Below are 21,438 nucleotides of genomic sequence, written 5' to 3' on the forward strand. Positions count from 1 at the left end.
GGCCTCGCCGCACGCTGACAACCGCTACTGCGCCTCGATGTTCGCCACCTTCATCAACTTCTCCGTGAGCGCAATCTCCGCCCGCAAGCTCTGCGCAAACTCCTCCGGCGTGCTCGGCACGACAGCCGCGCCATTGGCTTCGAGCTTCTCCCGCACCTCGGGTGTCGCAAGCGCCTTGGTCAGCGCATCGCGCACCTCCTGCACCACGGGAGCCGGCGTTCCCTTCGGCAGCGCCAGCCCGCCAAAGGAGACCAGCGAGATCCCGGGCACCCCAGCCTCCGCCAGCGTAGGCACTTGATCCAGCCGCGGGTTGCGCGCAGGCGAGAGCACGGCCAGGGGCCGGAGCTTGCCTCCCTGGATGTGCGGCAGCGTAGGCGAGATGAGCGCGATCGCAAAATCGACCTGCTTGCCGGCCACGGCATTGGTGGACTCCGAAGCGCCCTTGTACGGCACATGCAGCGCCTTCGTGCCCGTGGCCGCCAGGAGCAGCTCGGCGCCCATGTGCGAGGGCGTGCCGACGCCGCCGGAGGCATAGGCCATCTTGCCGGGGCTCTTGCGCAGGTGCTCGACGAGTTCCTTCACGTTGGTGATGCCGGAGTCGGACTGGACGACGATGACGGAGTCCGACTGGGTGATGCGGCCCACGTGGATGAAGTCCTTCATCACGTCGAAGCCCGGCTTGCGGTACATGCGCATGTTGGTGGCCATGGGCGAGCCGCTGTAGACCCAGGTGTAGCCGTCCGCGGGCGCCTTGGCGGCGAGCTGGGCGCCGATGTTGCCGGCCACGCCACCGCGATTCTCGATGACCACGGGCTGGCCGAGGATCCTGGACAAGGCCTCGCCCGTGATGCGCACGGTGGTGTCGGGTGCGGTGCCGGCGAGGTACGGCACGATCCACTTGATGGGGCGGCTCGGGTAGTCCTGCCCCTGCGCGCCGGCCGTGGTGGCGGTGGCGAGTGCCGCAGCTGCCGCGACGGCGACGACGAGGGTACGACGGGTGTTGTTCACGGGTGTGTCTCCTGCGGATGTTTCTGGAATGCTTGCTGGAAAGGGCGTCAGCGGACGGCAGTGCCCAGCAGCTCGCGGGCAATGGTGTTGCGCTGGATCTCGCTGGTGCCGGTAAGTACGCGGTACATGCGCAGCAGCCGGAACAGGAACTCGACGCGGCTGCCCTGGACGATGCCCTCGCCGCCATGCACCTGCACCGCGCGGTCGGCGATGCGGAAGGCGGTCTCGGAGCAGAAGAGTTTGGCCATGGACGCATCGGCGCGGGCCTCGCCGCCAGCGTCGAGATTGCGGGCCACGCTGAGCATGAGCGCGCGGGCGGCAGCGAGTTCCGTGGCCATGTCGGCCAAGAGGTGCTGCACGGCCTGGAACGCGCCAATGGGCTGGCCGAACTGGCGCCGGCGGGTGGCGTGGGCGATGGAGTCCTGCAGCGCGAGGCGGGCCAGGCCGAGCATGGCGGGGCAGTGCAGCAGGCGGTTGACGGTGATGCGGCCGAGCGCAAGTCCCAAGCCCTTGCCCTGTTCGCCGATGAGGTTGGCGGCCGGGATGCGGCAGTCGGTGAGCACGATGTTGCCGGTGCCCGATTGGCCCGCCATCGTCTTGTAGCCGGTCTCGACCTCGAAGCCGCGGCGGTCGCGCTCCACGAAGAAGGCGGTGGTCTCGCGCCGCGCCGGGTCATCGCTGGTGGAGGCGATGACGACGGCCATGTCGCAGAACGGCGAGCCGGAGATGAAGCGCTTGGTGCCGTTGAGGACGAATTCATCGCCCACGCGCACGGCGCGCGTCTGCACGGCGCCGGCATCCGAGCCGGCTTCGGGCTCGGTGATGGCAAAGCAGATCGCCTTCTCGGCACGGGCCACGGGAAGGATGAAGCGTGCCATCTGGTCGGCGGTGGCGTGCCTGGCCAGGGCGCCGACGCGCGGCGGCCCGGAGAGTTCGCCGAGCACGTGCGCAGCCATCGGCGAACCGCTGGCGTAGATGGCTTCCTTGATGAGGCAGTGGTCGTGCACGCTGAAGCCGGCGCCGCCAAGGGCCTTGGGCAGGGTCATGCCGTAGAACCCGTGATCGCGCGAGCGGCGCCACACCTCGTCGAGCACGGCACGCGGCGCGCCGGATTCGTAGTCGATGCGGTGTTCGGCGACGAGGGGCTGCAACTCGTCGTGGATGAAGGCCTGCACGCGTTCGATGAAATCGCGAGCGGCTTCGGAGCCTTCGAAGCGCGTGGCCTCGGCATTGCGCGGCGGGCTGGCGGTGGTGGTGGTGGTGGTCGCGTCCATGGCGTGGTCCTCCGTTCAGTTGACACGCCGGTCGCGGCCGCGCCAGTAGGGCTCGCGCACGTCCTTGCGTGAGAGCTTGCCGTTGGCGTTCTTGGGCAGGTGGTCCGTGAACTCGACGGAGCGCGGGCGCTTGAAGTCGGCCAGGCGCCCTCGGCAGAAGTCCATGAGCTCCCCGGCCTCGGCCCGGGCGCCGTCGCGCAGCACGACGACGGCCTTGACCGATTCGCCCCAGTGGTCGTCGGGCACGCCGATCACGCAGACCTCGTACACGGCCTCGTGCTGCGCGAGCACGGACTCCACCTCGGTGGGGTAGACGTTGAAGCCGCCGGAGACCAGCATCTCCTTCTTGCGGTCGACGATGTGGATGTAGCCCTCGCGGTCGACCCGGGCGAGGTCGCCGGTGTGCAGCCAGCCGTCTTCGCCGAGCGCTTCGCGCGTGGGCTCGGGTGCGCGCCAGAAGCCGGCGAAGACGTCGGGGCCGCGCACGCAGATCTCGCCGATGGCATCGCCCTCCACGGGGCGGCCCTGATCGTCGAGCACCTGGATGTCGGATTCGCACGAGGGGCGGCCGCAGGCCGAGAGCAGCTCGGGGCGGTCGCCCTCGATGGCGCGCGCATGGTCCTCGATGCCGAGGGCGATGACGCCCCCGGTCGTCTCGCCTGCGCCATAGCCCTGCGACAGCACCGGGCCGAAGGCGGCCCAGGCCTCGCGAATGCGCGCCGGGGACATGGGCGCGGCGCCGTAGGAGACAAGGCGCAGGCTGCTCAGGTCGCGGGTGCGCAGGCTGGGCTCGGCGAGCAGAGCGTTGATCATCGCGGGAACGAAGAAGCACAGGGTCACACGGTGCTTTTCGATGGCCTCGAGGATCTCGGCCGGCTGGAAGCGCTCCATCAGCAGCACGGTCGCGCCCTGGTAGAGCATGGGCTGGATGAACATGCCGCTGGCGTGCGTGATGGGGCCGCAGAGCATGAGCACGTCGCCCTTGCCCGCATGCATGCGACCCATGGCGATCTTGCGCAGCGATGCCATGCGGTTGCCAACGGTCTGCATCGCGGCCTTGAGCTTGCCGGTGGAGCCGGACGTGTAGTGCAGCACGGCGAGCTCCTCGGGGCGCATGTCGACGTGGATGTGCGCGTCGGAGGCCTGGGCCAGCAGGGCTTCGTAGTCGAGCCAGCCTCCGGCGGCCGGCGCTGGGCTGAAGGCGATGCGGTGCTTCAGGCCCGCGACCGGCGCCGCGGCCTCGTCGACCATGCCGCGGTGCTCGGGACCCGCGAGGCAAGCCACGGGCTCTGCGTTGGCGAGCGCATCGGCCAGCTCGGCAGGCGCCAGGCGCGCGTTGAGCGCAACCTTGACGAGCCCGGCCTTGTAGAGCGCGCATTCGAGCTCGACGATCTCCGGCCGGTTGGGCGAGACCACGGCGACGCGGTCGCCGCGCTGCAGACCGAGCGCGAGCAGGGCGTGCGCGAGCTGATTGGAGCGGCGCTCCAGCTCGTCGTAGCTGACCACGCCGCCGCGGAAGAGGATGGCGGGCCGGTCGGCCCAGAAGCGCGCACTGCGCGCGGTGTACATGCCGAGGTTCATGGGGGTGTCTCCGTATGGCCTGCAGTCTAGGAAAGCGGCAGGCTGCGTTGGATAAGCGAGCGCGCAGCCTTGATAAGCTGGCGTGATCACCAGACAGAGGCCTGCTGCGGGCCTGGAGGCAATCGACATGGGCGTGCGGCTCGACGACATCGACTATTTCCTGGCGGTTGCGGAGCACGGCAAGGTGCGGGCTGCGGCGACGGCGCTGAACGTCTCGCAGCCAGCCATCACGCAGGGGCTGCAGCGGCTGGAAAAGGAGCTGGGCTTTCCGCTCTTCGAGCGCAGCAGCCGTGGCATGCAGCTGACCGCCGTGGCGGTGCAGTTTCGCGAGCGCACGCAGGCTTTGCGCGCGAGCCTGGGGGATGCGATCAAGGAGGCCGCGGACATGCATCTCGGCGAGCTGGGCTTGCTGCGCGTAGGCGTCTCGCCGCTCTACGCGCAGCGGTTGTTCGTCCCGGCGACGGTGGCACTGCACCGGCAGCGGCCGGCGGCGCGGCTGCGGCTGATGCTCAACTTGAACGATGCGCTGGTGGCGGCATTGCGGCTGGGGGATATCGACCTGTCGGTCAACGCACTGCCAGGCGTGATTCCAACGGACCTGCATGCGCTGCCGCTGATCGACGACGCCCTGTGCCTGGTGGTGCGCCAGCACCATCCGCTCTTGTCGAAGCGGCGGCTGCGGCTGCAGGACCTCGTCGATGCGCAATGGATCCTGCCTGGGCCCGCGGTCGCGGCACGGCGCAATGTGGAAGGGCGGCTGGCCGAGGCAGGGCTGCCGCCGCCGCGGGTGACAGTCGAGGTGAGCAACACCGCGGGCGGGCAGCTGAACCGGCTGGTCGCACAGAGCGACCTGGTGTCCATCATGAGCGAATCGCAGCTGGGCATGGCGCTCGGCGAAGGTCTCGCGCCACTGCCGTTGGCGGACGCGCGCTTCACCCGCACCATCGGCGCGCTGACACGCAAGGGCGCGGCGCTACCGCCGCTCGCCCGGCGCTTCCTGGAGTTGCTCGAAGAGACGGCGCGCGGGGAGGCCGCGCCCGCGCGTTCCCGCACACGCAGGACCGAACCGGGTTGAGCGCTCACGCGACGAAGTTGCGCCGGCGCACGGCCTGGCGCCGCTATCGGGCCAGCACCATCTCCACCGCCTTGATCAGCCGCGTTTCCTGCGCCACCACGAGGTGCTCCGAGGCCTGCAGGTAGACAGGGAAAGCCGGATGCACGTCACGCGCCTGGCAACGCCGTTCGTAGTCCGCCAGGTCGTCGTAGCCCCACAGATGCACGAACTGGTTGAGCGGGCCGACGTGGCTCACGTAGAAGCCGAGCGGCGTCCCCAGCGTCTCCGTCAGGAACGGCATGGCGAGCCGCTTGAACACATCGAGAAACTCCGGCATCTTGCGCGGCTTGATCGTGTAGATGCGGTGGTCGACGAGAGGCTTAGGCGGGTACTGCATCGGGTTCCTTCGAGGTGTCGGTGATCCTGGACGAGAGCGACGGCTCCAGTCCTGCCAGGTGGCGGCCGGTGATGTAGCCGAAGGTCATGATCGGTCCGAGCGTGATGCCGGCACCGGGGTAGTTGCCGCCCATCACGCTGGCGCGGTCGTTGCCCACCGCGTACAGGCCCTCGATCGGCTGGTCCCTCGCGTCGAGCACGCGGCCCACCACGTCGGTGGTGATGCCGTCGAAGGTGCCCAGGTCGCCCATCACGATGCGCAGCGCGTAGTAGGGGCCGTTGCCGATCGGCGCGACGCACGGGTTCGGCTTGTTGTCCGGGTCGGCGAGATAGCGGTTGAACGACGTGGTGCCGCGCCCGAACTGGCGGTCGACGCCCTCCGCGGCGCCCTTGTTGTACTCGCGCACGGTCTGCTCCAGCCCCTGCGGGTCGATGCCCGCGTTCTGCGCCAGTTCGCGCAGCGTCGCGCCCTTGGCCAGGTAGCCGTTGCGCACGAGCGGCCTGAGCGGCATCGGCGCCGGCTTGGCATAGCCCAGGCCGTACTTGCTGATCGTGCCCTGGTCGCAGACCAGCCACATGCCGGTGTCTGCCCCCTGCCCCGCCGAGACCATTGCCGCGCCCACGTCGTGGTAGGAATTCGACTCGTTGGTGAAGCGCCTGCCGTTCTTCAGCACGCCGATGATGCCCGGCTTGTAGCGGTCCAGCAGGTGCGGGAATGCCCCGTACTCGCCCTTGCCGAGCGGCACCTTGGAGGTCGGCATCCAGGCCGCGGGCGAGCTGTAGCGGATCTCGACGCGGCCCCCGGCCTTCTCGGCCAGCCGCGCCCCGTCACCGGTGTTGCCCCGAGGCACGGGAGAGAAATGCTCGCCGCCGGACTGCACGTGCGGGTAGGCCCGCGCGATGCGCTGCGCATCGTGCGAGAACCCGCCGCCGGCCAGCACCACGCCCTTGCGCGCGACGATGCGCTGCAGCCCCTCGGGCCCCTTCACCAGCGCGCCGGTCACGCGGCCGTCCTGCACGATCAGTTCCTGCGCCGGCGTTCGGGTGCGGATCGGGATCTTCAGGTCGAGCGCCGACTTCGCGAGGCGCGCCGCCAGCGCGTTCCCGCTCGTCACGTTGATGCCGCGGCGGTACAGCGCCAGCTCCTTCACGTGATCGAGCAGGCGTTTCACCACATACCTGAACGAAGTGAAGGACCTGGTGAAGCCGAAGAAGTGCTTGAGGTCCGCGTTGGCGGAGTTGAACATCATCCCGATGAAGGTGATGGTGGCCAGCGGCGGGCGCAGGCGCGCCATGTCCGGACCCAGTTCGCGGATGTCGTAGGGCGCCGCGAGGATCGAGCGGCCGATGTCGACGCCGCCCTCGGCATCAGGGTGGTAATCGGGGTACAGCGTCGGGATGAACCGGACCTCGGTCTCGCGCTCGAAGAACGCCACCATCTCCGGGCCCTTGTCGATGAAGGCCTCCGCCGCCGGGCCGTCGTACCAGCGGCCGGTCTCGGCCTTCATGTAGCGGATCACCGCATCGCGTGTGTCCGCGTAGCCGGCCTTCCTGGCATGCGGCGACAGCGGGATCCAGAGCACCCCGCCGGAGAACGCGGTCGTGCCGCCGAACACCGGCTCCTTCTCGACGACGATGACGTCCAGGCCGTGCTTCCTCGCGGTGATGGCCGTGGACAACCCGCCGGCGCCGGAGCCGATCACCAGGACATCGCATTCTGTCGCGGGCATTTCGTTCATAGGCACTGAAGCACCTTCGCCTTCCGCTGCGGTGCTATTCGCCTTCGGAGCGGCCGTTCGTCTCATGTATGCGCCTCCTGGGTCGCGACATCGCGGCGAAGCTGGTCGAAATAGTGGCTCATCTCGCATTCCGCGGCGTCGGGGTCACGCTCGCGCATGTGCGCAAGGATCTTCCTGCGCACCGGCACCAGCTCGGGACGGGCGCGCAGCGTCGCGTCGGTCTGCAGCACATGGCGCACCAGCGTGGTCAGCGTCTCGGCCACGACGACCAGCACGTCGTTGTGCGCCGCCTGCGTGACCAGGCGAAAGAACTCGATGCTGGCCTCGGCGCGCTGGGCCGCATCGGCATAGTTCTCGATCTGGGCGATGTTGCGCTCGATGGCATCGAAGTCTTCCGGCGAGCCGTTCTGGCAGGCAAGCCGCAGGAGCATGCAGTTGATCAGGCGCCGCGCCTGGTCGAGGTGGAGCGAATCCATCCGGCCGCCGGCAGCGAGCTCACGCAGCGATTGCGTCAGCATCATGTAGGCGCCCTTGTAGAACACCAGTGAGGTTTCCTCGGGCCCATGGTCGAAGCGCGCCACGTGCCCCAGGAAGAGCACGTGGTCGCCCGCCAGGTGCTCGGCGAACTTGTCGCACTCGAAGGTGGCCACGCTGCCCGCGATCACGGGCAGCCCGCGGTGGCCCGGCATCCACGTCACGCCGTCGAACTTGTCGACCACGGCGCCACTGGCGAAGCGCGCCGACAGCTCCTTCTGGTCCTCCGCCAGCACATTGATGGCAAAGGCACCGGCTTGGCGAAAAGCCTCCAGGCTCTTGCTCGCCAGTCGCAGCCCCCAGGACACCAGCGGCGGCTCCAGCGACACCGAGCTGAAGGAATTGCAGGTCAGCCCGACCGGCTTGCCGTCGAGACCGGTCGTGGTGATGATGGCCACGCCGGTGGGAAAGCTGCCGAGGGCGTTGCGGAAAGCCCGCGAGTCGAAGGCGGCCTGCGGGTCGGCGGGCGCGGGGATCAGGGTCGTCACTGGCAGCTCCGAACGTTGAATGGTTTGACCATTATAGGTATACTGGACTGCCATTTCAACCAAGGGGACCCACCCAATGACTCGTCGAGTTGCCATCATCGGCACCAGCGCGATCCCGGTCGGCCGTCACCAGACCAAGGCGGAAGAGCCGCTGCAGGTCCTGGAGCAGGAGATCATGACCCGGCTGGTGGTCGAGGCGGTCGCGGATGCCGGCGTCGAGAAGAAGGACATCGGCAGTCTCGTTCTGACGCTGCCCAGGCCCTACACGCTGCAGAAGTACTTTTCCACTTTCCTGGTCAGCCACCTGCGCCTGCAGTGCACTGGAAGCGTGCTGGAGGTCATGGGCAACGGCATGACCGGCGCGGTGTGCTTCGACCGCGCCTGCGACGAGATCCTGCTCGGACGCACCGATGTCGCGCTCGCGCTCGGCATCAACATGGAGGCCGCAACCTCGGCCTCCGAGCATGCGATGAGCAGCATGCGCACCACCGGCGACGTGGACTTCCATGCCTCGAGCGGCTTCATCCCGATCAGCTGGTACGCCATGGACGCCATGCGCTACATGCACGAATACGGCGCCACGCGCGAACACTTCGGCGCCGTGGCGGTCAAGAACCGCTGGCATGCCTCGATGAACCCGCTCGCGCAGTATCGCAAGCCGATCACGCTGCCGGAGGTGCTCGAGCAGCGCCCGATCGTGGAGCCGCTCGGCCTCTATGACGTGCCGGGCCGCAGCGACGGCGCCGCCTGCCTCGTGCTGGCTTCGGAGGAGGTCGCGAAATCGCTGGGGCGGCCCTATGCGCTGGTGCGCGGGCGCGGCTTCTGCCATGACGGCTCGCACCAGATCAACGAGGTGCCCAACGACATGACCGAGCTGATCGCCGCCAAGGCGGCCGCGGCCACCGCCTACCGGCAGGCCGGCATCGCGGCCGCGGACATCGATGTGGCGGAGTTCTATGCGCCCTGCACCGTGGTGGAGGTGCTGGTGAGCGAGGCCGTGGGCTTCTTCGGTCGCGGCGAAGGCGCACCGGCCGCCGCCGAGGGCCGAACGAAGATCGGCGGGCAGATTCCCATATCGACCTCGGGCGGCCTGACCTCGCGCGGCCATCCGGCGTACGTCACCTCGCTCTACAACTACTGCGAGATGGCCGACCAGCTGCGCGGCCGCGCCGGCGAGCGCCAGGTCGCAGATGCCCGGCTGGGGCTGACTACCGGCGAGCTCGGCAACTACAACGCCGCACTCGCGCACGTCCTGGAGGCGCAACGATGACGCTCGAACTGATTCCCGTGCCGCGCCAGCGTGCCTATCCGCCGCGCGTGTCGGCGTTCACGCAGACGTTCTGGCAGGGCCTGGGCGCCGGCCGCTGGCAGACCACCTGCTGCGAGGCATGCGGCAAGTTCACCTTCCCGCCCAAGCCCGTATGCCCCCACTGCTGGTCAGACCGCATGCAGTGGAAGGACCTGGACGAGCGCGGCACGCTCTATTCATGGACCCGCATCCATGCCGCGCCCAAGGTGTTCGTCGACGAGGCGCCCTACGCCGTGTGCGTGGTCGACCTGGATCTCGGCCTGCGCATCGCCACCCGCCTGGTGGAGCGCCCAGGCAAGCCCTTCCAGTGCGGCATGCCGGTCGAACTCGTCGTGCTGCAGTACGAAGACGGGCCCCTGCTCGCTTCGCGTCCCCTCTGAAAAAGGAGCAAGCCATGTTCTACGAATTCCGCACCTACACCTGCGCTCCCGGCAAGCTGCCCGCAGCGCTCAAGCGCTTCGAGACCGTCACCCTCGGGCTCTTCGACAAGCACCGCATCCAACGCATCACGCCGGTGTTCACGGTGGCCGTCGGCGATGACAACACGCAGCTCAAGTACGTGCTGCAGTGGCAGTCGCACGAGGAACGGGACCGCGCATGGGCAGCCTTCCGCGCAGACCCCGAATGGCAGAAAGCCCTGGCCGATACCGACAAGGACGGTCCGCTGGTCCAGAAGATCTCGAACGAACTGCTTGCCGCGGCGCCTTTCTCACTGAAGTGAGACGCTAGAATCCGCGCCGTGATCCACGCCGACTTCCGCCCGAAAGAAGCCTCCGAATTCTCTCTCGGGTTCGAGCCCATCGCGCCCTCGCGCGCGTTCGAGGAAATCGCGGCGCAGATCCGCGAGCTGGTGGCCACCGGCCGTCTCAAGCCCGGCGACCGGCTCCCCGCCGAGCGCGATCTCTCCGCCAAGTTCAAGGTCAGCCGCAACACGCTGCGCGAGGCGCTGCGCGCGCTCGAGCTGAGCGGCATGATCGAGCTGCGCAAGGGCGCGTCCGGCGGCGCCTTCGTGCTGCCCGGCAGCTCCGGCGTGATCGTCAACGGCCTGCGCGACCTCTACCACCTCGGCGCCATCAAGCCCGAGCACCTGACCGAGGCGCGGGTGTGGCTCAGCGACATCGTGGTGCGCGTGGCCTGCGAGCGCCTGACCGAGGAAGACCTCCAGGCGCTCGAAGAGAACGTGGCGCTGGCTGCCAAGGCCAACAAGGCCGGCAACTTCCAGGAGCGCGCGGACCTGCACCGCGAGTTCCACAACCTGCTGGCCGTGGCCACCCGCAACCCGATCATCCAGATCACCATGGAAGGCGTGATGGAGGTGATGCGCGAGTTCGTCAAGGCGATCGGCCCGAGCGACAACACCTACACACTGCCCTCGCGCCGCCGCCTGCTCAAGCACCTGCGCGCGCGCGACGCGGACGCCGCCGTCGCCGAGATGAACAAGTTCCTGGAGCGCCTGCAGGCGAACTACATGGAACTGTGGAACTCCCGCACGCGGTAAGCCGCGCGGCAGCCGTCGCCGCGAAGCGGCCCGCCCGGCCCGCCCGGAAATCAGCGCTGCCCGCGCGTGACGGCGCAAACGGCCCTCTCGCCGCCATCGCCCCCATCGCCGGTCAGAACGTGTAGCCGTACTTCGAGGCGACTTCCTTGAAGCCGAACACGCGCGCGGCGTTCTCGCCCAGCACCTTGCGACGCGACACCTCGCTCAAATGTCCCATCTGGCGCTCGATCGCCTGTGCCGAGTGCGGCCAGGTGCCCTCGTGGTGCGGATAGTCGTTGGCCCACATGAAGTTGTCCTGCAGGCCGTGCTCTTCCATCAGGCCGAGGCCGGCGCGGTCCTCGCCGAAGGTCGCGAAGCCGCGCGCCTTGAAGTAGTCGGACGGCAGCATCTTCAGCTTGGGCTTCACCCAGAAGTGGTGCTTGAGGTACGCCTCGTCCATCGCATCCAGCATCCACGGCACCCAGCCGATGCCAGCCTCGACACTGCCGAAGCGCAGTTCAGGAAAGCGCTCGGCCACGCCCGAGGCACAGATGTTCACCAGCGGCTCCAGCGTCGGCGACAGCGAGTGCACGACGTAGTTCACCACCGCGCCGCCCAGGCCGCGCGTCGTGCGCGGGTCCTTGCCGGTGGAGACGTGAAAGGTGGCGGGCACGCCGGCCTCGACGAAGCGCGCCCACATCGGGTCGAACTCCACCTTGTTGTAGTTCAGCTCGTTGGTCTTGGGCGGGCCGAAGAGCGGCTTGCACGGCAGCGTGAAGTGGCGGAAGCCCAGCTTCAGGCAGCGGTCGACCTCCTTGAGCGTGGCCTCGACATTCCCGGTGGCCAGCGCGGCCGCGGGCGACAGACGCTCGACGTGGGGACCGAAGTTCTCCCAGGCCCAGGTGTTATAGATCTCGCACTGCGCGTGCGCGAAATCGGGATCGAACGTGTACCACATGCCCAGGCCCTTGCCCGGGAAGATGATCTCGCCGTCGATGCCGTCCAGCTCCAGATCGCTCAGGCGCTGCTCCACGCTCGGGCCGCGCTCGGAGGCGGTCGCGCCGGCCCTGGAACGGGCCAGATCCTCGCCCTCCAGCTTGGCCAGGATCAGCCGATCCGGCTGCTCGGACGCTTCCATTTTTCGCCACTGCACGCCCTTCTCGTCGATCCATACCTTGGGCAGGCGGTCGCGGTACTTGGCGTCGATGCGCTCGGCCCACAGGTTGCCTGGCTCGTTGGCGTGCGTGTCCGACGAGATCATCAGGTACTTGTCGGGCGCGCCCGGTTGCGGCGACTTCTCCCAGTCGACGGTGCCGGGAGTGTTCAGGCGCCATTGATTGGCTTCGTTGACGACGATCTCGGTCATGACAGGTCCTCGAGGGGATGAATGTTGAACCAGCGGTTGTGAATGGTTTGACCATTTTAAACCGCAAGCAACACCTGTCAAGCCCCGCGCCGAGGCGGTGCGCGTCAGCGGGCCGTCTTGGCGGCGATCCTGCGTGTCGGCGCCGGCACGGCAGCCACGGGCTCGGCGTCCATGCCTTCCTGGACGATGATCAGGTATTCGTCCATGCCTTTCGCGGCGGCCTTGGCATCGCGAGCGCGCAGTGCCTTGAGGATGCGCCGGCGCACCGGGACCAGCTCCGGGCGAGCCTTGCGGCCGGTCTGGTCGATGACGTAGCGGATGATGTCCGACAGCGAATCGACCAGCATCGCCAACACCTCGTTGCGGGTGGCGCGGGCGATCAGGCCGAAGAAGCGCACGCCCTCGTCGGCGCGGCGCCGCAGGTCTTCGCTGCTCTCGATCTCGGCGATGTTGCGCTCGATGGCGGCGAAGTCCTCCTCGGTGGCGCGTTCGCAGGCGAGCTCGATCACCATCCCGTTGATCAGCCGGCGGGCCTCGGCCAGGCCGGCGAGCGATACGCGGCCCAGGAACATCAGGTCTTGCAGCGACTGCGTGAGCAGCGCCGGATTGCCATCGCGGATGAAAGCGCCGCCCTTCACGCCCTTTCGAAGCGACACGACGCCCGAGATCTCCAGCGTGCGCAAGGCCTCGCGCACCGCAGGGCGGCTGACCTTGAATTCCACCGCGAGGTCGCGCTCGGCTGGCAGCTTGTCGCCGGGCTTGAGCACGCCGGAGGCCAGGCGCTTGCGGATCTGCTCGCAGATCTCCTCGAAGACGCGGCGCGTCTTCACCTCCTGGAAGGACAGCTGCGGTGTGGTTGCCATTGCTTCTCGATGTGATTGGGTTCATCGAGGATAGCCCAAGGTGGGTAAGGGTCGGACAAGCCTAATCTCCTGTACGCCCAATGGACTGACCAATACAATGTCGTACGGCCACCATCCCGATGGCCCCTGCTGCTGCCTGCTCGGAGAGGCCGGCGACAGCATCCTGGCCACCCTTGGACCCCTGGAGACCTTGATGAATCCTGCTTCCCGTTCCGGACCGCTGCTGGGCCTGCGCGTCGTCGAATTCGCCGGCATCGGCCCTGGCCCGTTCGCCTGCATGCTGCTGTCCGACATGGGCGCCGATGTCGTTACCATCGACCGCCCAGGCAAGAAGCTGGGCGAGCGGCACAACCTCACCGGCCGCGGCCGCAGCGTGGTGTTGGCGGACCTGAAGGATGTTGCCGCCCGCGAGCAGGTGTACCAGCTGCTGGAGAAGGCCGACGTGCTGATCGAGGGATACCGGCCCGGCGTCATGGAGCGCCTCGGCTTCGGTCCCGAGGCCGTGCTCGCTCGCAACCCGCGCATCGTGTACGGCCGCATGACCGGCTGGGGCCAGGAAGGCCCGCTCGCGCAGGCGGCGGGGCACGACCTCAACTACATCGCCATTACCGGTGCGCTGCATGCGATCGGCCCCAAGGACGGTGCACCGGTCCCGCCGCTGAACCTCATCGGCGACTATGGTGGCGGCAGCCTCTACCTGATCGTGGGCGTGCTGGCGGCGCTGCGGGAAGCCAGCCTGTCCGGCCGCGGCCAGGTGGTGGATGCGGCAATGACGGACGGCGCCGCCTCGCTCATGACCAACTTCGTGAGCCAGCAGCTGCGCGGCGTCTTCAGCGAGCGGCGGGGCAGCAACCTGCTGGACGGCGGCGCGCCGTACTACCGCGTGTACGAGACTTCCGACGGCGAGCACGTGACGCTGGGCGCCATCGAGCCGCAGTTCTTCGCGGAGTTCTGCGAGCGCGTGGGTCTGCCGTCCGAGCTGCATGGCGCGCAGCACGATCGGGCGCAGTGGCCGCGGCTCCATGACGAGTTCGCCCGCATCTTCAAGCGCAGGACCCAGGCGGAATGGACGCACGCGCTGGAAGGCACCGACGCGTGCTTCGCGCCCGTGCTGTCGCTGTCGAAGGCGCAAGATCACCCGCACAACCTTGCGCGCAACACGTTCCTCGACGTGGACGGCATCACCCAGCCGGCTCCCGCGCCGCGTTTCTCCCGCACGCCCTCGCGCGTCCAGGGGCCCGCGCCGAAGGAGTCGACGCCCGCCTCCGAAGTGCTCGGCCGCTGGCAATGACGGCTGCACCCCGCGCGCCGGTGCCGTTGCTCGCAGCCGCAGCCTTCTTCGGCGCGGCGGCGCTGCGGGTTTGCGATTCGCTGCTGCCGCGCTTCGCTGTCGAGTTCCATCGCAGCGCGGGTGAGTCGGGCAGGCTCATCGTCGTCTTCGCCGTGGCCTACGGGCTGATGCAGCTCCTGTCCGGCCCGCTCGCGGACCGCTTCGGCAAACAGCGCATGATGACGCTCGCCCTCGCCGGCTCCGGCGCAGCTTCGGCCGCCGCGGCGCTCGCAGACTCCTTCGACGCATTGCTGGCCTGGCGTGCGCTGTGGGGCATGGCTGCTGCGGGCGTCGTGCCGCTTGCGATGGCCTGGATCGGCGATGCGGTGGCGTACCAAGCGCGGCAGGCCACGCTGGCCCGGCTGCTGCTCGGCACCCTGTCCGGAATGGTGGTCGGCCAGTTGCTGGGCGGTCTGTGCGCCGAAACGGCGCTGGGCTGGCGCGGCGCCTTCGCGGTCTTGAGTGTGGGCTACTGGGTGGTCGCCGCGCTCTTGTGGCGAGAAACCTCGCACACCACCGCTACGGTGGAGATGGCGGCACCCGCGATCGGTGGCGGCGGCCTCCGTGCCGTGCTCGCGCAGCCGTGGGCGCGCGTGGTGCTTGTCGCTGTGTTTCTCGAAGGCGTGTTTCTGCTTGGCGCGCTCAGCTATCTGCCCACCTACCTGCACGCACGCGAAGGACTCGGACTGGCCGCCGCCTCTGCCGTCTCGGCGCTCTATGCCGTGGGTGGCCTCGCCTACGCGGTCTGCGCACGCCGCATAGTCGGCCTGCTCGGCGAAATCCGGATGGCGGCCACCGGAGGCGTGTTGATGGCCGCTGCGTGGGCAGGGCTGTGGCTTCTGCCGCATGGGTCGGCTGCGGCGCCGCTGGCGGTGCTGCTCGGCTTCGGCACTTACCTGTACCACAACACCCTGCAGACGCACGCCACCCAGATGGCGCCGCAGGCGCGCGGCAGCGCCGTCTCGCTCTTTTCCTTCGCGATGTTCACCGGGCAGTCGCTCGGCGTGGTGGGCTTTGGCGGCCTGGTCGACCTGCAGGCCTATGCGGCCCTGCTGCTGCTGCCCGCCGCGGCGATGGCAGCCCTCGGCATCGGGTTCGCATGGTCGTTGCGGCGGCGCGCCGCGCGGATGCCATCAAGTCCGACCTCGGGCGCCTGGTAGCGCGTCAAGGTCGGCACGGCGCTACGGGCCACCGCATAGGGGGCGATCCGTCCCGCCCTGCGCGAGGCGTCAAGCGGGGCCGTGGTAACGACGTAATTGCAGCGTCGCGCGGCTACTGTTGGAAGAACGCGTTCCGAGCGGGAGCAAGAATAGCCGCGGTCCACCTGCTGGGTCGGTATGTACGATCCACTTTTCAACTCTCTTGGCAGCGATTGCATCGCTGATCTTGAGAGCCTCGGAAGTGTTTCCTCTTACCGCGTCCAAGATTCTGTCCGACCCCAACACCCACCCGTCACTCATCTGCAACCCATCCGCGGTCACGCCGAGCTTCGAAGTCCGAACTTGTACTCCACGATCACATAGTCGGCCTTGGCGCTCGTGACCTTGTACAGGTCATCGATCCCCTGGCTGCCGACCTCACCCATTCTTCCCAACCGGGTGGCCCCTGGCAGCACGTTCTGCACTGTATTGGCTCCCAGCAGTTCCCCGACGACACCTTTCTGGTGGCTCGAGAGCTGACTGAAGTCCATCAGTGCCTTGCAGCCCGGAGCGCGCGCTGAGTTCCACAAGCTGAGCCGCGCGATCCAGTTGCTGCATCTGCGCGTCGATGCGATCGAAGTCGGCCTGCGTGCAGTCAGCGCCGCACTGTGCGGTCAGCCGGGCGTTTTCCTTTGCGACGATGCGGCGCACGCCATCGAAGGGCGAGTGGCTGATGTAGTTGCTCGCCGCCGCACTGCTGCCGGCTGACTGCCAATGTTGATCTGGCTCGCATCCCTTGCCGTGATGGCAACGGCTAGCCGCCACTCACGACGACTCAGCTTGACTGCCGACCTCCGTGCATGAGCTGGCGCGCCGCTATCGCTTCCTGAAAACGTCGACGCCTTGCTTTTGCAGGTCCTCCAGTGCCTGGGAAAGGTTCACCGTTTCGTCGGTCTCCTCATAATCTTCAGGCTTGTTGTAGTCATACTCGATATTGAACTTGCGATCTGGGTAGAGCGTAAAGGTCAAGCCCCAGATGCGCTCGCCGGTTGTCCTGAGGAAGTCATCGCGCAAGAAAGCTGCGGCATCAAGGCCCTCCCACATGGCATTTGGATCTTTTTCAAAGCCACCGGATTCATCAGAAACGCCGTTCGCGATCAAACATTGCGACCCTGAAACCATCTTTGTATAGATGCGCAGCTTGCATGCGACGCTATCCCACCGTCGCTTGCCAACGAAGGAAAGCAAGTATCTCGCGATGGCGTCATACGCCTGCTCCACGGTAATGATCATCCAAGCCACCTTCACTGAATAAACCTATACGGCACTACTTTGCCGTCAACAATTGCCGTTACCCTGAACTCGCTCGGCCTCACACCACCTGCAGAGGGGTAACTGACATCGATCTTCACCAGCACAGTCTTCCCTCCCTTGAGCGCCTCTCGCAGCTCGTTCTCCATCTTTCGCCAGTCGCCGCGGTTCAGCGTGTACGCCTGCGGCACGATGTTGATTTTGTCACCTGCACCTCCCAGGCTGGAAGCAATCAGGTGCCCGCCTTCATCCTTGGCTGCTCCACATTTCCCGGTCGCACACTGCTGATAACCGTTGCGATCCATCGCACTCAACGACAACGTGCCCTCGACCTTCTCGACGCGCCCAGACGCATCCGTGATGTACTTGTGGCCATTGCTCAGTTCGTAGACGGCCCCAGGCTTGAGTCGGCCGTTCAAGGCGGTGTCCCACGCTCCCTTGCTGCCCACGGTCGCTCTGATGGAACTCTGCGCGTCCGCCACTTTCGCAGCGGCGCCGACCGCGTCGCCCGCCTCCAGTAGCGCCCTGGCTTCCTTGACCAGCGCCTTGGCCGCGTCGCCTGCCGGGCCGAGTGCACCGATCGCCGCCAGGGTGTAGTCGAACGGCGTCTCGGCCTCGACGAATCCCTTGATATCACCAACAACCGGCGTGAGATCGAGGGCAAGGCTCGCGAGTGACTTGAAGACTGCTTCACCGGCTGGCCCCATTGGCGAGGCATGCGGCGTGCTGTTGATCAGGCGCTGAATCTCGGTGCGCTCGGCTGCGTCCGAGTACATGCCGAAGCGGATTTCATCGCGCAACGCTGCGTTGTCCGGCGTGCTTCGGTAGGTGGCCTCCGCTGCCTTCGCGTAGGCAATCCAGTCAGCGCACAGCTTGCTTGCGCCATCGGCGTAGCACGCCGCACGCAGCCTCTCGTCACGCGCCTTGTCCTTGGCGTTCCAGGCGTCGCGTTCCGCACAGGCGGTCTTGTCTCCGGCATCGCAAGCGACGACGGCCTTCTTTCTGGCTTGGTTTTCATCGTGCGCCAGGAAGTTGTTCGCAGCCGCATTGCTGCCCGCCTGCCTAGCAAGGTTGATCTGAGTGGCATCGGCCCCTGTGAGGGCCGCAGCAATGCCGCTCACCATCGCCGCGAACTGCATCGTGTCGTCTCTTCGGCCGTAAGCCTCCGCCGACATCTCACCGATCGCTGCACCCAGCGCACCCGCGCCGCAGCCGCTCGCACGGTCCGCTCTTGCCGCACCCACCATGCATCCCGCGATCGCGTGGGCCACCTTGTTGGTGAAGTCATCCAGCGTGCCGTCGGCGGTGAGATTGCCGATGGCGTTCGCGCCCTGCGCAGCCGCCGTGTCCAGCAGTGCCCCCTTGATCCCCTCCCTGAGGTTGTCCTCGAAGTTGCCGCCATGGATGGCCGTGCCGATCACGGCCCGGGCCGCACCCGCCGTGAGGTTCTGCTATTACAAGAACGACGAGGCTACGCGCGCCAGCTTCACGCCAGACGGATGGCTGCGCACCGGCGACCTCGGGCACCGCGATGCCGATGGCTTCTTCTTCGTCACCGGGCGCATCAAGGAACTGATCATCAAGGGGGGCGAGAATATCGCGCCGCGCGAGATCGACGAGGCGCTGCTCGCCCATCCTGCCGTGCGCGACGCTGCCGCTGTGGGCGTGCCCGACCGCCACTACGGGCAGGAGATCGGCGCCTGCGTGATCCTGCGCGAGGGCAGCACCTGCACCGAGGAGGATCTGCGCGCGTACTGCGTGGGCGCGCTCGGGCGCTACAAGGCGCCGGGGCATTATCGCTTTGTCGAGGAACTGCCGCGAGGTCCTTCCAGCAAGGTGCAGCGATTGAAGTTGCTGCCGCTTTTTGAGAGTGGATCGGGACGTCCGTAAACGCGTATGAATGCGCTCCGCGTGTCACGAAGCAGTACCTGTTGGCGATCGGGACGAAGAAGATCACCGCTCTGATGGGATGGCCCACGACAGACCTTGATCCAACTGTGGTTCGTTAGTTGCTCTCATTGCCGGACGCATCTTAGATGACGCATTGGTTGATCCGTCCGTGCTATTGCCGGCAGGGATTTTGGGAAAGACACTACCTTTTGGAAACGTCGATGCCTTGCTTTTGCAATCCCTCCAGTGATTGGAGAAGATCCACAGTCTCATCGGTCTCCTCGTAGCCCTCAGGCATGTTGTAGTCATATTCGATATTGAACTTGCCGTCGGGATAAAGCGTAAACGTCATACCCCAGATTCGCTGACCTGTAGTCTTTATAAGGTCGTCGCGGAGATAAAGAGTGGCGCGATTCACACAATCCACACCATTCCACTCGAAAGGGAGAGCTTTCTCATTTCCGTGCTCGTCAATCAAGGAAAAATGCATTCCTCCGCATGTCGCGCGATAAACCGGCGCCTGGAACCTGAGGGTGCGCCAGCCGCCCTGCGCCCAAGCGCTGAGGGTGTGCGCTATCAATTGATAAGCCGCTTCTACTGATTTCATACGTTTACTGCCTGAAAGGTGGATACGGAACTTGCTTGCCATCAATGGTAGCTATGACTCTGAACTCATTTGGCCTGACTCCTACGCCAACTGGATAAACAACATCGATCTTGACCGTCACAGTCTTGCCCTCCTTGAGCGCGTTTCTGAACTCGTTTTCCATAGCACGCCAGTCGCCGCGGTTCAGCGTGGACGCCTGCGGCACGATGTTGATTCTGTCACCTGCACCTCCCAGGCTGGAAGCAATCAGGTGCCCGCCTTCATCCTTGGCTGCTCCACATTTCCCGGTCGCACACTGCTGATAACCATTGCGATCCATCGCACTCAACGACAACGTGCCCTCGACCTTCTCCACGCGCCCAGAGGCATCCGTGATGTACTTGTGGCCATTGCTCAGTTCGTAGACGGCCCCAGGCTTGAGTCGGCCGTTCAAGGCGGTGTCCCACGCTCCCTTGCTGCCCACGGTCGCTCTGATGGAACTCTGCGCGTCCGCCACTTTCGCAGCGGCGCCGACCGCGTCGCCCGCCTCCAGTAGCGCCCTGGCTACCTTGACCAGCGCCTTGGCCGCGTCGCCTGCCGGGCCGAGTGCACCGATCGCCGCCAGGGTGTAGTCGAACGGCGTCTCGGCCTCGACGAATCCCTTGATATCACCAACAACCGGCGTGAGATCGAGGGCAAGGCTCGCGAGTGACTTGAAGACTGCTTCACCGGCTGGCCCCATTGGCGAGGCATGCGGCGTGCTGTTGATCAGGCGCTGAATCTCGGTGCGCTCGGCTGCGTCCGAGTACATGCCGAAGCGGATTTCATCGCGCAACGCTGCGTTGTCCGGCGTGCTTCGGTAGGTGGCCTCCGCTGCCTTCGCGTAGGCAATCCAGTCAGCGCACAGCTTGCTTGCGCCATCGGCGTAGCACGCCGCACGCAGCTTCTCGCGTTTCTCAACGCGGCGCCGGCTTGAGCGAGCCGCTGCGTCGCGCATCGATAGCTCGCGATTTTGCTCAGATCCGTCTTCGCGTCGAGCTTGACCCTACCGCCGCTGGCGCGCCGGTCGAAATGTCTATTGCGCTGGTGTCGGTGAGGTCGCCCTCAGTCCTGGTTTTTCTAGCTACGACTGCAGCTTGTTCTTGATCAGCATCTTGAGGGCTTCCCACTTTGTGAGGTGGCGTGGCTCAACTGTGAACGGCGGTTCAGGAGGAGCGCCGATCGTTGCCGCGAGCTCGCGCAGGAGCCGCGACATGTCTGGGACAGTGATCTGTTCGGGGCGAAGAAGATCGCCAGGATAATGAGGGTGCCCAATGCATAGGCTGTCGTCTAGGCCGAACGCTTTGACAGCAGCCACTGCCTCGATGCACCAGTAGCCGAAGTACGCACCCTTCATTGGATTGTGATACCTGTACCAATAAGGGACCTGCGAGGAATACGCCTGCGCGCAGCTTCCCGACTTCACGGCAGTAGCTAGCTCTTTGTACCAGTGTTCGACAAAGTCGCTGAGCCTGAGCGCCTGCTTGCTAGATGATGCGTCGAGCGCCCCCAAAAGTCGTTGATATGGCTTGGGGTAAATCAGAGCACGGCCTATTCTTCGTTGCGGTGATCTGGTTGCAATGATTCTGTCCAGTAGCTGGTCTTCGCCATCATTGCCGCACAGGACAACCAGCCGGCGCCACTGCGGCTCTGAGATGTCCAATGCTAGCGCCAAACCAATCAACCAAAAGCAGTCGATGTACTGGTCGATATTGACAGACCAGGATTGTCGCTTGTGCTTCTGCTCTGATGTCCAAACGTCTTTGCCTAGACGTTCCGACTCTTCCCAGTAGAGAAGCAGTGGATCGAAGTATTGGGCCAGGTCTGAGATGGAGTCGCCACGAGAATAGCGGTAGTACATGACCTTCGCGTGCATGAAGGCTAAGTCTCGAACATACTGTGGCCGATATGCCAAGTTCTTCGAGGGTTCGGAAATCCGTTGAATGCTGTCGGAAATGGATGATTCAAAAAATCCAACCCATTGATTCCAATAGGCAGTTGTCGTCAGTGTGTCTCTAACCATCTTTTCCGTCCGAGAACTTTGCTAGCAATCT

At 66.2% G+C, this 21,438-nt stretch carries 22 protein-coding genes and 1 pseudogene; 9 read left to right on the top strand and 14 right to left on the bottom strand.

The window, feature by feature from the left end; all coding sequences use genetic code 11:
• Positions 1-24: 24 nt before the first annotated feature.
• The 3 genes from G3W89_RS25005 to G3W89_RS25015 are packed head-to-tail and all read right to left on the bottom strand — an operon-like array spanning position 25 to position 3,863.
• A complete protein-coding gene (locus G3W89_RS25005; RefSeq protein WP_232076733.1) occupies positions 25-1,008 on the bottom strand; it encodes a Bug family tripartite tricarboxylate transporter substrate binding protein in 984 nt (327 codons plus the stop codon).
• Between the two features lie 47 nt (positions 1,009-1,055).
• Positions 1,056-2,282, bottom strand: a complete 1,227-nt coding sequence (locus tag G3W89_RS25010; RefSeq protein ID WP_162576677.1) for an acyl-CoA dehydrogenase family protein — start codon at positions 2,280-2,282, stop codon at positions 1,056-1,058.
• A 15-nt stretch (positions 2,283-2,297) separates the two neighbouring features.
• Positions 2,298-3,863 carry an AMP-binding protein gene (locus G3W89_RS25015; protein WP_162576678.1) on the bottom strand — a complete coding sequence of 522 codons (1,566 nt, stop codon included), beginning with the start codon at positions 3,861-3,863 and terminating at the stop codon, positions 2,298-2,300.
• An 82-nt stretch (positions 3,864-3,945) separates the two neighbouring features.
• On the opposite strand from G3W89_RS25015, the gene G3W89_RS25020 reads away from it, so the two are divergent.
• A complete protein-coding gene (locus G3W89_RS25020; RefSeq protein ID WP_162576679.1) occupies positions 3,946-4,938 on the top strand; it encodes a LysR family transcriptional regulator in 993 nt (330 codons plus the stop codon).
• A gap of 43 nt (positions 4,939-4,981) precedes the next feature.
• Here G3W89_RS25020 and G3W89_RS25025 read toward each other — a convergent pair whose 3' ends face one another.
• The 3 genes from G3W89_RS25025 to G3W89_RS25035 all read right to left on the bottom strand — a co-directional run bounded on the left by G3W89_RS25025 (position 4,982) and on the right by G3W89_RS25035 (position 8,074).
• On the bottom strand, positions 4,982-5,314 hold the full coding sequence (locus G3W89_RS25025) for an NIPSNAP family protein (RefSeq protein WP_162576680.1): 333 nt from the start codon (positions 5,312-5,314) through the stop codon (positions 4,982-4,984).
• Positions 5,298-7,043, bottom strand: a complete 1,746-nt coding sequence (locus tag G3W89_RS25030) for an FAD-dependent oxidoreductase (protein WP_174258287.1) — start codon at positions 7,041-7,043, stop codon at positions 5,298-5,300. The genes G3W89_RS25025 and G3W89_RS25030 overlap by 17 nt, the downstream gene beginning before the upstream one ends.
• Positions 7,044-7,114: 71 nt before the next feature.
• Positions 7,115-8,074: a flavin reductase gene (locus tag G3W89_RS25035; protein WP_197893580.1), complete on the bottom strand. Its 960-nt coding sequence runs from the start codon at positions 8,072-8,074 to the stop codon at positions 7,115-7,117.
• A gap of 76 nt (positions 8,075-8,150) precedes the next feature.
• Here G3W89_RS25035 and G3W89_RS25040 point away from each other — a divergent pair, with 76 nt between their 5' ends.
• The 4 genes from G3W89_RS25040 to G3W89_RS25055 are packed head-to-tail and all read left to right on the top strand — an operon-like array spanning position 8,151 to position 10,881.
• Positions 8,151-9,344 carry a thiolase family protein gene (locus G3W89_RS25040; RefSeq protein WP_162576683.1) on the top strand — a complete coding sequence of 398 codons (1,194 nt, stop codon included), beginning with the start codon at positions 8,151-8,153 and terminating at the stop codon, positions 9,342-9,344.
• The gene (locus G3W89_RS25045; RefSeq protein ID WP_162576684.1) at positions 9,341-9,763 is read left to right on the top strand and encodes a Zn-ribbon domain-containing OB-fold protein; all 423 of its coding nucleotides are present in this window, start codon (positions 9,341-9,343) and stop codon (positions 9,761-9,763) included. The genes G3W89_RS25040 and G3W89_RS25045 overlap by 4 nt, the downstream gene beginning before the upstream one ends.
• A 14-nt stretch (positions 9,764-9,777) precedes the next feature.
• Positions 9,778-10,104 carry an NIPSNAP family protein gene (locus G3W89_RS25050; RefSeq protein WP_162576685.1) on the top strand — a complete coding sequence of 109 codons (327 nt, stop codon included), beginning with the start codon at positions 9,778-9,780 and terminating at the stop codon, positions 10,102-10,104.
• A gap of 18 nt (positions 10,105-10,122) precedes the next feature.
• Entirely contained in the window at positions 10,123-10,881 is a 759-nt protein-coding gene (locus tag G3W89_RS25055) for a FadR/GntR family transcriptional regulator (RefSeq protein ID WP_232076735.1), read from the top strand.
• A 112-nt stretch (positions 10,882-10,993) separates the two neighbouring features.
• Here G3W89_RS25055 and G3W89_RS25060 read toward each other — a convergent pair whose 3' ends face one another.
• Together G3W89_RS25060 and G3W89_RS25065 are read right to left on the bottom strand one after the other, a co-directional pair.
• The gene (locus G3W89_RS25060) at positions 10,994-12,226 is read right to left on the bottom strand and encodes an amidohydrolase family protein (RefSeq protein WP_162576686.1); all 1,233 of its coding nucleotides are present in this window, start codon (positions 12,224-12,226) and stop codon (positions 10,994-10,996) included.
• A 104-nt stretch (positions 12,227-12,330) separates the two neighbouring features.
• Positions 12,331-13,089 carry a FadR/GntR family transcriptional regulator gene (locus tag G3W89_RS25065; RefSeq protein ID WP_162576687.1) on the bottom strand — a complete coding sequence of 253 codons (759 nt, stop codon included), beginning with the start codon at positions 13,087-13,089 and terminating at the stop codon, positions 12,331-12,333.
• 193 nt (positions 13,090-13,282) lie between these two features.
• Between G3W89_RS25065 and G3W89_RS25070 the strand changes: the two genes are divergently transcribed.
• Complete coding sequence (locus G3W89_RS25070) at positions 13,283-14,380, top strand: CaiB/BaiF CoA transferase family protein (RefSeq protein WP_162576688.1); 1,098 nt, start codon at positions 13,283-13,285, stop codon at positions 14,378-14,380.
• A complete protein-coding gene (locus G3W89_RS25075; RefSeq protein WP_162576689.1) occupies positions 14,377-15,579 on the top strand; it encodes an MFS transporter in 1,203 nt (400 codons plus the stop codon). Before G3W89_RS25070 ends, G3W89_RS25075 begins: the two co-directional genes overlap by 4 nt.
• A 317-nt stretch (positions 15,580-15,896) precedes the next feature.
• Here G3W89_RS25075 and G3W89_RS25080 read toward each other — a convergent pair whose 3' ends face one another.
• On the bottom strand, positions 15,897-16,109 hold the full coding sequence (locus G3W89_RS25080) for a hypothetical protein (protein ID WP_162576690.1): 213 nt from the start codon (positions 16,107-16,109) through the stop codon (positions 15,897-15,899).
• 7 nt (positions 16,110-16,116) lie between these two features.
• Here G3W89_RS25080 and G3W89_RS25085 point away from each other — a divergent pair, with 7 nt between their 5' ends.
• Positions 16,117-16,326: a hypothetical protein gene (locus G3W89_RS25085; RefSeq protein ID WP_162576691.1), complete on the top strand. Its 210-nt coding sequence runs from the start codon at positions 16,117-16,119 to the stop codon at positions 16,324-16,326.
• A 108-nt stretch (positions 16,327-16,434) separates the two neighbouring features.
• Here G3W89_RS25085 and G3W89_RS25090 read toward each other — a convergent pair whose 3' ends face one another.
• Together G3W89_RS25090 and G3W89_RS33110 are read right to left on the bottom strand one after the other, a co-directional pair.
• The gene (locus G3W89_RS25090; protein ID WP_162576692.1) at positions 16,435-16,851 is read right to left on the bottom strand and encodes a hypothetical protein; all 417 of its coding nucleotides are present in this window, start codon (positions 16,849-16,851) and stop codon (positions 16,435-16,437) included.
• An 11-nt stretch (positions 16,852-16,862) separates the two neighbouring features.
• A complete protein-coding gene (locus G3W89_RS33110) occupies positions 16,863-18,290 on the bottom strand; it encodes a DNA/RNA non-specific endonuclease (protein WP_232076737.1) in 1,428 nt (475 codons plus the stop codon).
• A 19-nt stretch (positions 18,291-18,309) separates the two neighbouring features.
• Here G3W89_RS33110 and G3W89_RS25100 point away from each other — a divergent pair.
• Positions 18,310-18,759: pseudogene (locus G3W89_RS25100) on the top strand (AMP-binding enzyme); the annotation flags it as partial.
• A gap of 202 nt (positions 18,760-18,961) precedes the next feature.
• Here G3W89_RS25100 and G3W89_RS25105 read toward each other — a convergent pair.
• From G3W89_RS25105 to G3W89_RS25115, 3 genes are all read right to left on the bottom strand, one after another.
• Complete coding sequence (locus G3W89_RS25105) at positions 18,962-19,366, bottom strand: hypothetical protein (RefSeq protein WP_162576694.1); 405 nt, start codon at positions 19,364-19,366, stop codon at positions 18,962-18,964.
• 4 nt (positions 19,367-19,370) lie between these two features.
• The gene (locus G3W89_RS25110) at positions 19,371-20,342 is read right to left on the bottom strand and encodes a DNA/RNA non-specific endonuclease (RefSeq protein WP_197893582.1); all 972 of its coding nucleotides are present in this window, start codon (positions 20,340-20,342) and stop codon (positions 19,371-19,373) included.
• 126 nt (positions 20,343-20,468) lie between these two features.
• Positions 20,469-21,407: a PoNe immunity protein domain-containing protein gene (locus tag G3W89_RS25115; protein ID WP_162576695.1), complete on the bottom strand. Its 939-nt coding sequence runs from the start codon at positions 21,405-21,407 to the stop codon at positions 20,469-20,471.
• Positions 21,408-21,438 lie beyond the last annotated feature (31 nt).

It is taken from the genome of Variovorax sp. PBL-H6 (assembly GCF_901827155.1).
GTDB lineage: Bacteria > Pseudomonadota > Gammaproteobacteria > Burkholderiales > Burkholderiaceae_C > Variovorax.